11 protein-coding genes are annotated in these 12,029 nt (G+C 36.8%); 6 read left to right on the top strand and 5 right to left on the bottom strand.

The window, feature by feature from the left end:
* Window positions 1-20 precede the first annotated feature (20 nt).
* The gene (locus QA584_RS17970; protein WP_278270469.1) at window positions 21-614 is read left to right on the top strand and encodes a hypothetical protein; all 594 of its coding nucleotides are present in this window, start codon (window positions 21-23) and stop codon (window positions 612-614) included.
* A gap of 183 nt (window positions 615-797) precedes the next feature.
* On the opposite strand, the gene QA584_RS17965 is transcribed toward QA584_RS17970, so the two are convergent.
* Together QA584_RS17965 and QA584_RS17960 are read right to left on the bottom strand one after the other, a co-directional pair.
* Window positions 798-2,234 (bottom strand): MFS transporter, encoded by a 1,437-nt coding sequence (locus tag QA584_RS17965; RefSeq protein ID WP_278270468.1) that lies wholly within the window; start codon window positions 2,232-2,234, stop codon window positions 798-800.
* A gap of 17 nt (window positions 2,235-2,251) precedes the next feature.
* Complete coding sequence (locus tag QA584_RS17960) at window positions 2,252-2,683, bottom strand: MarR family winged helix-turn-helix transcriptional regulator (protein ID WP_278270467.1); 432 nt, start codon at window positions 2,681-2,683, stop codon at window positions 2,252-2,254.
* Window positions 2,684-3,185: 502 nt separating this feature from the next.
* On the opposite strand from QA584_RS17960, the gene QA584_RS17955 reads away from it, so the two are divergent.
* Together QA584_RS17955 and QA584_RS17950 are read left to right on the top strand one after the other, a co-directional pair.
* A complete protein-coding gene (locus tag QA584_RS17955) occupies window positions 3,186-4,433 on the top strand; it encodes an ammonium transporter (protein WP_278270466.1) in 1,248 nt (415 codons plus the stop codon).
* Window positions 4,434-4,492: 59 nt separating this feature from the next.
* On the top strand, window positions 4,493-4,831 hold the full coding sequence (locus QA584_RS17950; RefSeq protein ID WP_278270465.1) for a P-II family nitrogen regulator: 339 nt from the start codon (window positions 4,493-4,495) through the stop codon (window positions 4,829-4,831).
* A gap of 341 nt (window positions 4,832-5,172) precedes the next feature.
* Here QA584_RS17950 and QA584_RS17945 read toward each other — a convergent pair whose 3' ends face one another.
* Together QA584_RS17945 and QA584_RS17940 are read right to left on the bottom strand one after the other, a co-directional pair.
* A complete protein-coding gene (locus tag QA584_RS17945) occupies window positions 5,173-6,342 on the bottom strand; it encodes a sodium ion-translocating decarboxylase subunit beta (protein WP_278270464.1) in 1,170 nt (389 codons plus the stop codon).
* Window positions 6,343-6,425: 83 nt separating this feature from the next.
* Window positions 6,426-6,563, bottom strand: a complete 138-nt coding sequence (locus QA584_RS17940; RefSeq protein ID WP_278270463.1) for a hypothetical protein — start codon at window positions 6,561-6,563, stop codon at window positions 6,426-6,428.
* A gap of 159 nt (window positions 6,564-6,722) precedes the next feature.
* Here QA584_RS17940 and QA584_RS17935 point away from each other — a divergent pair, with 159 nt between their 5' ends.
* The 3 genes from QA584_RS17935 (at window position 6,723) to QA584_RS17925 (ending at window position 9,950) form a co-directional block, all read left to right on the top strand.
* Window positions 6,723-7,622: a LysR family transcriptional regulator gene (locus tag QA584_RS17935; RefSeq protein ID WP_278270462.1), complete on the top strand. Its 900-nt coding sequence runs from the start codon at window positions 6,723-6,725 to the stop codon at window positions 7,620-7,622.
* 54 nt (window positions 7,623-7,676) lie between these two features.
* Complete coding sequence (yfcE, locus tag QA584_RS17930) at window positions 7,677-8,228, top strand: phosphodiesterase (RefSeq protein WP_278270461.1); 552 nt, start codon at window positions 7,677-7,679, stop codon at window positions 8,226-8,228.
* 90 nt (window positions 8,229-8,318) lie between these two features.
* Window positions 8,319-9,950, top strand: coding sequence for a S41 family peptidase (locus tag QA584_RS17925; protein WP_278270460.1), 1,632 nt, complete (start codon window positions 8,319-8,321; stop codon window positions 9,948-9,950).
* A gap of 6 nt (window positions 9,951-9,956) precedes the next feature.
* Here the strand turns inward: QA584_RS17925 and QA584_RS17920 are convergent, their stop codons facing one another.
* Window positions 9,957-11,807, bottom strand: a complete 1,851-nt coding sequence (locus tag QA584_RS17920) for a right-handed parallel beta-helix repeat-containing protein (RefSeq protein WP_278270459.1) — start codon at window positions 11,805-11,807, stop codon at window positions 9,957-9,959.
* Window positions 11,808-12,029 lie beyond the last annotated feature (222 nt).

The following is a 12,029-nucleotide window of genomic DNA, read 5'->3' as shown; positions in this document are numbered from 1 at the left end:
ATTCCAATAAATGTATAAATATGGTAAAATATTGTATTGTTATACCGGAATTAGATATGGTTATAGCCGCTACCGGCGGGGTAAAGGATATGCAGCTCCCTTTGAATCTGATCTGGGATAACTTACTTCCCGGAGTTGGGGCAGAAGCCCTCCCGGAAAGTGAGGCTTCGGATAAATTAAAGGAAAAACTAAAACAATTACAGGTATTACTTCCAGAAGGCGTAAGAAATTCAGAAATTGAAGCGGAGCTGTCCGGGAAAAGATTTAAGTTAGAAAAAAATCCATATAAATTCAAAACAATAGCGTTCAAATTTGAAACAGGAAGCATTCAGTTTGAGGTTACGACAAGTGATCTGAAAAAGACTGCCGATGTAGGTATTGGCAAATGGACAGAAAATTCTATTGAGACAGACGGAAAGATAGAAAGGGTAATGTTAACTGGCATCTGGCTTGATGCAATTACTTTATTAATTCAATGCCGCTATATTGAAACACCTTTTGGACTCCAGTTTAAATTTACTTTTAGTATGGATAAAGTAAATATGAAAGCTAAGTATAATGTAGGTTTTGAAGCTACGGACTGGCTTGAGGTATCAGGAATAAGGTCTATGTAATAACTATATGCCTATAATAAGAGCTGCTGCATAATAACAACCGGTAGGAACTATTACTGAAAAGGTTGTTATAGCAGCAGTTTTATTTAAAAAAAGTGAATTATCCAGCCTTGTTATATACTTAACAAGGTATTTAAACGAATACATATCAGTTCAGAACGGGATTGCAAATTTATAATCCTATCAGCTTTGTTCTTTTTTTCTGGAAAACAATCGAAACACCGTGATGATAACACCAGCCAAACAGATACCAGCAGCTGTCAGATATACGGCATGCATACCAAAAATAAAGACACTGTTTTGACCTGCAACAAAGTCATTAACACGATACCCCAGTTTACTGCTCATACAGCCATATAATATGGTGGTTGCCAAAGTGATACCGCAGATCATACCCAGATTTCGCACAAAAGCATTGATACCGCCGCCGATACCTAATTTATTCTTTGGAAGCGTTGACATAATAAGAGAGGTATTCGGTGATTGGAATAAACCGTTACCTAACGACATAAGAGCGACGAATATACCCATTGCCACATAGGAAGGGTGTTCATTTAAGGTTGACATCAGGAACAGACCCAAACTGGTAAGGGTAAGTCCGGCTAAAGTTAAAATTTCAGACCCAATCTTATCGGATAAATAACCACTAATTGGTGCAGTAAGCGCTAAAATCAAAGGATAAATAGATAAAAATATGCCGGCTTGTCCAGGGGAAAAGGAAAGGATGTCCTGAAGGTAAAAAGGCATTACTATATTGGAACAGAAGATAGCAATAAAACTTATGAAACCACAGAGGATACTTACTGAGAACCATTTGTTCTGAAACAGTGTTAATTCTAACAGCGGCATTTTGGTTTTGCTTTCAACTCTTAAAAAGATAATAAAAAGTATAAGTGTGATAATCAGGCTTACCCAGATCAATGGGGATTCCAGACCTACACTTTGTATCTGGCCTAATGCTCCGAATAATAGCACGATAGTCGTAATAAAGAGGAGAGCTCCTGCCAGGTCGACTTTTTCATCAATTTTCTGTCCTGCATGGGGCAGTAATTTCAATCCCAGCAGAAATACAACGATACCCACAGGGACATTAATCCAGAAAATATATTCCCAGCTGGTATAAGCGATAATAATACCACCCAGGGATGGTCCGGCTAAAGAACCTAATGCGACGAAGGTTCCGGATAACCCTAATGCCCTGCCGCGTTCGTTGGGAGGAAAAACATGAGTTATAATTCCCTGGCTGTTTGCCATCATCCCTGCTGCACCGATTGCCTGGATAACTCTTGCTATCAGCAGAACTTGAAAGGAATAGGTTATGCCGCATAACAGGGAACCTACTGTAAATAATGCGATACCAAAGAGGAATATGGTTGTCTTGCCCCAAATATCCCCAAGTCTTCCGAAAAGCAGCATAGTCGCTGAGATAGCAATCAGATAAACACTGACCACCCAGGCTACGGCGCCGGAGGTAACGTGTAAGCTCTTAGCCATAGTAGGCAGCGCTACGTTAACGATACTTCCATCCAATGTCGACATAAATATTGATAATACGACAATTAATAATATACTCCACCTTTTTTTTGAGTATATGACATTTTCTGTCTTGCTTGCATTCATATGATTTCCGTCCTTCTTTATAGTTTCTTTTGTGATGCCCGTTCCAGGATTTTATCTAAAAAAGTATTCAGTACATCTTTTTCTTCTTTGGTCAAATCCATGGTAATACCTTCATTCCATTGATGGATTTTCTCCTTTACGTCGGGTACAATTTTTTTTCCTGCTTCCGTAAGAAATAGCCGATAAGCACGTAAATCCTGTTCATCGGTAACTTTCTCCAGATAACCTAACTGTATCAGTTTTTGTATGGCTCTTGTTGATAAAGCTTTGTCAACCATAATCTTCCTACTTAATTTTTCCAGATTAATCCCTTCTTCTTCCCATAATTCCAGTAAAAATGGGTATAACCCATAGCTTAAATTATAGGGTTTCAGAACTTCATCCATATGAAACTGGGTATATTTTGCTATGTGTGAAATACGTTTTGATAATAATCTGCTTTGAAACATGGTCACCTCCTTACCTGTTTCTAACTAATAAAAGCAGAAACAATCACCTCACTTAGTTGAGATGTCAACTATTATATAATAAAAATAATTGACTTGTCAACTATAATTTTAGGACGGAATGTTGATGGAAAGGTGAAATAAAGTAAATAAATCGTCTCATGTACATTTCGTAAGAAGAAAAATGAAAAATTCACTAGTAAAATAATGAAAAATTTATGTAGTAAAATAATGAAAAATTTATGTAGTAAAATAATAAAAATTTATGTAACAAAATAATAAAAATTTATGGAGTAAAATAATAAAAATTTAAAGTAGTAATAGGATGAAAAATTTAAAGAAGTAAAATGATAAAAAATTTAAAGAAAATGATAAAAATTTAATTGACTTTTCAAAAATTTCAGATATAATACTCTATGTCAAAGGCGATCTATCTTTATGCATACGCATAAGGATAAATCGTCTATTTTTTTTACTAAAAAGCATAGAGAGGGTTGCATGTATTATGGAGATTAGTTTAGCAAACAGCGCATTTGTAATAATGAGCACAGCATTTGTATTTCTTATGACTCCGGGGTTGGCATTGTTTTACGCAGGGATGGAGAGAAGAAAAAATGCTTTGAATACGTTGATGTCATGTTTTTTCATCTGTGGAGTAGGTTCGATATTATGGATTGCAATTGGATATTCCTTATCTTTTGGAGCAGATCACGGTGGTGTGATAGGCGATTTAAGTCATGCATTTTTTAACGGAGTAGGCTCAGAGCCTAACGCAGCCTATTCTGGTACAATTCCAGAAACCTTATTTGCAGCATTTCAGATGATGTTCGCAATTATTACTCCAGCGTTGATCTGTGGATCAATTGCAGGACGTATGAAATTTAAAGCCTTATTCATATTTATTATCTGCTGGTCGGTAATTGTTTATTATCCTTTGGCACATATGGTATGGGGAGATGGCGGTTTCTTAAGAAATCTTGGCTCTGTAGACTTTGCCGGAGGTAATGTAGTACATATCAGTTCTGGTGTATCTGGTCTGGTTGCCTGTATCATGTTAGGAAAGCGAAGAGAGTACGGAGTTGTTTCCTACAAACCTCATAACATACCTTTTGTAATAATCGGTGCAGGTCTTTTGTGGTTCGGGTGGTTTGGTTTTAACGGTGGAAGTGCTTTGGCAGCTGACGGTTTAGCAGTCCATGCAATACTTACTACGAATACATCTGCTGCGATGGCATTACTTTCCTGGATGCTCTTAGAAAAAGTGATTCATGGAAAGCCAACTGTATTAGGTGCGGCAACTGGTGCAGTTGTAGGTCTGGTAGCAATTACACCAGGCGCAGGTTTTGTCCCGATCTGGGCATCTCTTATCATTGGTGCCTTGGTTAGCCCGATTTGTTATTTTACTATGACAAAAGTAAAAGCTAAATTCGGATATGACGATGCTTTGGATGCCTTTGGTTGTCACGGTATCGGTGGTATTTGGGGCGGTATTGCAACGGGCTTATTTACGCAAAAATCCATTAATTCAGTAGCCCAGTGGGATGGACTGTTCTTTGGAAGTACAAAACTTTTCGTAGTTCAGATTATTAGTATTGTAATTACGATAGCGTTTGCGGCAGTTGCCACCTTTGTTATCTTATTTGTACTAAAGAAATTTATGACAATCAGGGTAACGAAAGAGCAGGAAGCACAGGGACTTGATTTAACGGAACACAGCGAACTGGCTTATCCCTCATTTACAGGTTTGGATTAATAGACAATTCTAGTATTATACCATTTAATAGCGTGTCTGACACGCGGATAGGAGTTTGCATGAAAAAGATTGAAGCTATTATTAGACCGGAAAAGTTAGAACCCCTTAAAGATGTTTTGCTTAAAATGAAAATTAATGGTATTACGATAAATCAGGTATTTGGCTGTGGAAAACAATATGGTTTTACCGAATATGTCAGAGGCAATACCATTATCATGAATACCTTATCAAAAATCGAGATTAAAATAATTGTTCCTGATGAGAGATTGGAAGAAATTATTGATACTATAATATCTGTAGCTGAAACCGGAGAATTCGGAGATGGAAAAATATTTGTATCAGATGTCCTGGACTGTATCAGAATCAGGACGAAAGAACGCGGAAACAGTGCATTATAGATAAATACAAATCGATATTGATAAAATCGGACAACCCCTTAGTTATTAGTACTATGGGGTTGTTTTCGTGAATACAGGTTTCGTAAACATGGAGTGCTATTTTATTTTCCGGATGGTTCAGAGAACTCTTCTATAGAAGAACAAAGAATCTGGCTCGCCAGACTCTAGCGCTGACGCGCTGTCACGACAGTGACAATCTTCCTTAAGTGCGTGATGCGCATCCTGCCTGGAAGGCTTTTTAATTTATAGACTAACTACTTGACATAGTTAGTCTATAAATTAAAAATGTCCGGCACAGACACCGGACATAATAAAACGGAGCTAATAATATTGCATCATTTCTAATGAGCAATCAGGGTAACGTAAATACCGGTGAGGATAGCAGTGGTGATAACTCCGCAGATATTAGCACTAAGAGCATATTCCATTACGAAACTCATTTTGTTGGCTTTAGATACTTCCTTTTGAGCTACCTTAGCAGTGGTTGGTACACAGGATACTCCTGCGATACCGATAACAGGATTGAAATTCTTGCCGGAGCACAGATAGATTATGTATCCTCCAATAATTCCACCGATACCAGACAGCAGTAATGCTAGCATGCCAAGCAATAATAATTTAAGGATTTTAGGATCCAGGATTGTATTTGCATCACACAAAACTCCTAACATTAATCCTAAAAAGAAAGTTGAAGCATATAAGAATATATTTTCAATTAATGCAGTATATTTTTCAAGACCTGACTCTCTGATGGCTATTCCAATAAAAAAGCTTAAGAACAAAGGTGCTGCAACTGGAAATAAAAGACACAAAAGTGTATTGCCTACAACTGCAAACACAAGTTTTTCTTTAGAGGTTATACGGGCAACTTTCTCTGATTTGTGTTTAATAACCTGTCCACGCAAGCTTTTTGGAATCAGTAACCGGATCAGGAATGGATACCCTCCATAAGTTAAACTCAGATACAGGTAAGCCACGATGGTAATAGGTACAAATAAATCTTTTGCCAGAGTAAGTGAGGTAAAGAGTACCATAGGACCATCTGCACCGCCAATAATGGATACGGCGGCGGCTTCGCCGTCTGTAAAGCCCATAAGTTTAGCAATGGGAAAAGTAGCTACAGTACCAAGTTCTGCAAACATAGCGATGACCATACCGATAAAGGGATGTGCCAGAACCATGCCGATATCTGTAATTACGCCGATTCCCATAAATACCAGGCAGGCAATTAAGCCATTGCTGAAGGTAAAGGTATAAATCGGCTGAAGAAAATCAATTTGTAAAATATTCATGAGCGAATCTGTCTTGGTAGCCATAGGATCAATAAAGAGATTACCTATTTTGCCAGCTTCTAAAAACAGGACACCGGCGTTAACTGCTGACATACCAAAACCCATCGGAATCATGATTAAGGGTTCTAAAACCTTTTTCGCTCCAAGATAAACGAGCAGGATACCCAGTATAATAAGAAGAATTCGAAATATAACAATTTTGGGCTCCTGTGAAAACATTGTACCAATTCCCTGAAATAAATCTAAAATATTAATAAGAAACACCTGTCTTTCTTCTGATTATTATGCTATAATTCAATCGGTTAGCCTTCGTTATCGATAGGGTCTTTTGAAAAAAACTTAATAGCATCCAGTAATAATTTAATTACAAATGAAATACCCATTGAAATAACAAAACCTAGTCCAAAGACTTCCAATGGAATTGAGATAGCTGTTGGCATCCTGGTAACCTCCTTTTTCCGTAAAAATCAAATTTTCGTCCTTATACATTATATACCGAATATTTATTCAATGCGAATATATATAATAAATGTGTCGGATAAACAAAAATTAACGCAAGTCATTATTTGTCAAAAAATAAACAAACAAGGTGAATGAACATGGATCTACATTATTTAGAAATATTTAATACGGTTGCTAAGTATACCAGCTATAAAAAAGCATCAGAAAAACTTCATATCAGCCAGCCGGCACTTTCCATCCAGGTTAAAAGACTGGAAAATCAAACAGGGCTAAAGCTGTTTTATAGATTAGGTAATAAGTTATGTCTAAGTGAAGACGGAGAGATGCTTTATGCTTATACGAAGAAAATATTTTTGATTATCGACGAAATGGAAAATTATATAGCATATCAAAAGGATGTGATTGGCGGAACAATTAATTTAGGTGGCAGCAATACACCAGGTACGTATATCCTTCCAAATGTTATCGGTCAAATGAAAAAGCTGTATCCAGCGGTAACTGTAAACCTTCATATAGCTGACACTTCTGAAATCACCTTTTTAATAGAAAACGGAACTCTCGATGTTGCCATTAACGGAGGCAGCTGCCAGTATAATAACAACATATATGTAGAAAAATTAATTGATGACAGGCTGGTTTTTGCAGCCTCTCCCAAGAATAAATTAACGGAAAAAGAATATATAGATACTTCCGATTTGTCCGAGGCTGATTTTGTAGTTCATAATAAGACGTCTCAATTATACACCTATTACAAAAAAATAATGAACGAATTCAATGTCCCTGAAAATATTAGTATGTACTTTGGCAGTATCGACGCAATAAAATATGCTGTTATGGCAGACCTGGGCATATCAATAATGCCTTATTATGCGGTTAAACATGAAATTGAAATGGAACTTATAAAGGAACTTAAATTATCCGATGTTAATATTGCGTATCCTTACAGCCTTATATATAATAAGAATAAATATCTGTCAGTAACTGTTAAAAAATTCATAGAAGTACTGAAAGCACTTTGCCAGAACAATGGTTTATAAACAGTTTATTAAAAATTGAAACTATATCATACAGATGAGAGAAAAGAGGTATTTATGAAGTTAATGATTGCATCCGATATACATGGATCTGCTTATTATTGCAGCAAATTAATGGAAGCATTTTACCGGGAGAAACCGGATAAACTGCTGCTGCTTGGGGATTTATTATATCATGGTCCAAGAAATGCTCTGCCAAAGGAATATGATCCCGGGAAAGTAATTGAAATGTTAAATAATATAAAAGAAGAAATCTTATGCGTAAGAGGCAACTGTGATACAGAGGTGGATCAAATGGTTCTGGAATTCCCGATTATGGCGGAATATGCTATCTTTTATCTTGAGAACCGTATGATTTTTGCCACTCATGGACATAAATTCAATCCGGTCGACAGACCCATGCTGAAAAAAGGTGATATTCTGCTGAATGGGCATACTCATATACCGAAATGTGACAGAATGGAAGAGTTTATCTATATGAATCCAGGTTCGGTATCGATTCCAAAGGAGAACAGTGCTCATAGTTATATGATAGTAGAAAAGGAATTTGTGTGGAAAGATCTGGAGGGCAATTGTTACAGAACTGAATCTTGCCCAGAGGACAACTGAAACTATGAAATTCGTATTCATAGCAGGGTATATTCAGAAAACTAAATAGTTTTGCAATTACCAGGTAAATACTATAGTGTGAGGTACTATATGAGTGTTAATAGGGGAAAATATAGGAAAACTGTATTTAGAATGTTTGGAAAGGGTATTGGAATATTCCTTGCCGGAATAGCAGGCATACTTGTACTTTTTATAGTAACACAATTGATTACCCAGCATGTATGGGTAAAGAATGAGCAGACTTCCGTAAAGGAACTTACAGCAGAGCAGAAAAAAGCAGATTTTAGGTATTTAACAAAGCTTGCTGGGAATTATTATCCCTTTGGGAGGGTAAATGTTAAGGTAAAAGGTTTAGAGGATTTTAAAGCTGTAAAGGAGGAATATATTGTACGGGCCGGGAAAACAAAAGACAATACGGAGTTTATTAAACTGGTGAATGAATATTTGCAGAGAATCCATCAAACAGGTCACGAATATGTTCTTTCGAAAGAGGAAGCAGAAGTTTTTAATACTTTTAGTTACAGAGCATTATTAAAACTAAAAAAAGAAGATTTCAATAAAACAGAGTATTGGAATAATCTTTTATTTCAGACTACGGTGGGGACCTATTCTGATCTCGCTATTCAATATAACAACGGAGGATATTATCTACAAAAGGACTATTATCTGAAAGATCTGTTTCTTCAGGCAGGTACCCAGATTACCCGAGTGAACGGACAGGATACGGATGGTTATGTAAAATCCCTCCAGAATAAACACTGGCTTCGTTTTGACAGCTTTAAGGATAAGGTGTATATCAGTAATCCCTTCCTTGTAGATAATGAAGATGGTAAAACGGAATGGGAGGTAGAATTTAAGTTACCGGGGGGCAAGTTGGTGGCTAGCCCTATCGTAAAAAGGTTTGGCTATAAATTAGATACCCGAATGGATAATAACCCATATAACAGTATGTTCTGCCGAGAATTAAATGATACAACCGGATATATCAGAGTATATTATTTTCCAGGGGATTATCATTCGGATTATAACATCATTCAGGATTTTATGAAGGCTTCAGGCGGCAGATATAATAAGCTCATCATCGATATCAGAGGAAACAACGGAGGTAATACGGATTATTGGAAGAAGGTTTTCGTTGAGCCCCTGATGAAAGAAGTTACATACGATGAAAGAGAAGTATCCTTATCTAAGAAATATTTTGAAGACTACAAAATGGAACTTAACATCTTTAAAGCAACAGGAGGGGGACTGTTTCATAAGAACTCCGGTTTCGTCAGTGCAAAGAGGATAAGATCTGATAATCCATATGGCAGGGACATGTTTACTTTTAAGGTAACAAGAGTCTTTTATCCAAAGAATACCTTTCCTTTTGACGGTAAGGTATATCTTCTTGTTGATCATGATTGTTTTTCTGCAGCTGAGGATTTTGCAGGAGCAGTAAAAGACATGAAACTGGCCACAATAGTAGGAAGCAATACCCAGGGAGGCATGGCTACCTTATTGAACTCGGTGCCCTTTGCACTGCCGGAAAGCGGAATTATGTTTGCTTTTGAGACAGATATGTCCTATAATCAGGATGGCACGGTTAACGAGGTTTACGGTACCAAACCAGATGTGGAACTGGAAACTTCTACTTATCCGACCGCTTATCCTCTATCGGATAAGACGGCAGAACTGCGAAAGGATCCCTGGATAAGCTGGGTTATGAACTATGTTAATTAAGATGTATCATACCTTGTAGATTATATTCTCATAACGTAAGACCGCTTTACAGTTAATCGTTTTAATTCTATTATACCGGGTAATGGTATTATCCACATAGGTAATGATATTATAATATATTTTACTGCCGTCGCTGCCCTGATCCAAATAAATTGCATTCTTTGTTATATCTAATATGGTGTTGCTGCCCACATAAGATTTTGGGGCATTGCTGATATAAATCCCGTAGCGTGTGGCTGTTTTTATGTAATTCTCTTCCAGAGTAAAGTTGCTTTTCGATGCATTATTTCCATTTATATTGATACCATCTTTGCTCACTCCGTATTTTCCATAGATATTATTGGTTTTTATGATTGCTGAGCTGATTTTACTAGTATAAATTCCGTAATTATAGTAATCCTTTATCTCATTGTCTGTTAACGTACTTTCATTGCTCTGGTCATATACTGCAATAGCACTGTTTTTGGCGGAGGAGATGGTATTCTCAGTTATGGAGCAGGTTTTGCTTTTATCAAGGAGAAAGATTCCATCTTTTCCAGGAGAAGTAATAGTATTCTTTGAAACCAGGGCATCTGTTGACTGGAATAACCCAATTCCACCGGATGGACTAGACGTAGAGTTACCGGTCTGAGTGAGTATATTGTCGGTAACTTCTGTGTAGTTGGATCCATATATGAGATAAATACCGGTGTTGGAGGTTGCTTTTAAGGTATTATTTTTGACGGTGCAGTTGGGGGAACGCTGCATTAAAATTCCTTGCTGATCGGTATTAATAATCGTATTATTCTCAACCAAAACACCGGATAAAGGTCTTGTTTTACAGCCAATGGTACGGATTGCCTGTCCCCAGGAAGCATTGGAGCCGGATTTTAAAGCTGATATATTAGAAATTCTATTATTTTTAATTTCAATATTATAGTCTGTCGGAAGAGGTTCTTTTTTCGTGCGTTTTAAGGCATTTAGGTAGTGGTTCTGCTGATTGCCGAGATAAGTATATGCTAAGACACCTACTCCGGCGTTGTAGATGACATTATCATCTACCGTAGCATTCTGGTAATTATAAAGTTTTATGGCTGCCTCTGTAATGTCATGTAATGTATTCTTTGAGATCTCTACATTTTTATGAAAAACACCTTTAATGGAGGTATGTGAACCGATTGCACGGGGAAAATCATAGATTTCATTATTGGTTATCTTTATTCCGTCACAGGGCAGATCGTCATACCGGATACTAGAGGCCTGCATAGAGGGTACACGTACACTGTCATGTACAATATCCAGCTGGATTGCTTCTTTTGGATTAGTACCTACGTAACCGTATAACTTACAATTATCGATGACACTGTCTTTAACACCTGCAAAGGTGATAAGGTGACTGTTCTCCGGTACATTGCTTATGGTGGCATCCTTAATTGTAATATTGGTGCCATGGATAAAACGAAAACTTTCCGTTCCTTTATTCTTACCGGCAATAAGAGAAGAGTCCCAGATCCCGCCCTTTATGGTTATATTGACCGCGGTGTCGTAACCTCCTTTATCATAGGTCAGGTCATTTGTTATCATGGCGCCTTTTTGATGATTCTTATTAAACCGTGCATTGGCATCGGCTAGAATTGTTGTGTTGCTGTATATAATCAGTTCATTTTTCAGTTCATAGCGTCCGGCTGGAATCTGTATGGTTAAATTATATTCGCCGTTTTTATTAGTATCGAGAAGCGTCTGCAGTTTTGCTGTAGAATCACCTGGATTGGCTGAAACTACCCTATCCTCCAAAGCTGCTTTGGCTTGAATTGGCTGTTGAAATAATAGAAAAAACGAAAAAAACAGTGTTAACATAAAAATAAATTTTTTGTTCATTATAATTCCTCTCGCAGTACTGCCCTTGTCTACCAGACTAGTACTTTTGTCCATTTTATATTCTTGTTTAAAGTCATACCTATAAATACTGATTCGTAATAAGCAGTTTTTAACAGTAACTCTAATATGTATATTAGTTTACCTTATTATTACTTTAATGTAAATAAAATCAAGAAAAAATTAAGATGGTATTTATTTCATGTAAAGTTATCTGATGTTTTG

The sequence above is a fragment of the Anaerocolumna sp. AGMB13025 genome, assembly GCF_029689925.1.
In the GTDB taxonomy this organism is placed as follows: Bacteria; Bacillota; Clostridia; order Lachnospirales; family Lachnospiraceae; genus Anaerocolumna.
The sequence above is the reverse complement of the archived record's forward strand: the minus strand, read 5'-3'. Positions and strand labels throughout refer to the sequence as shown.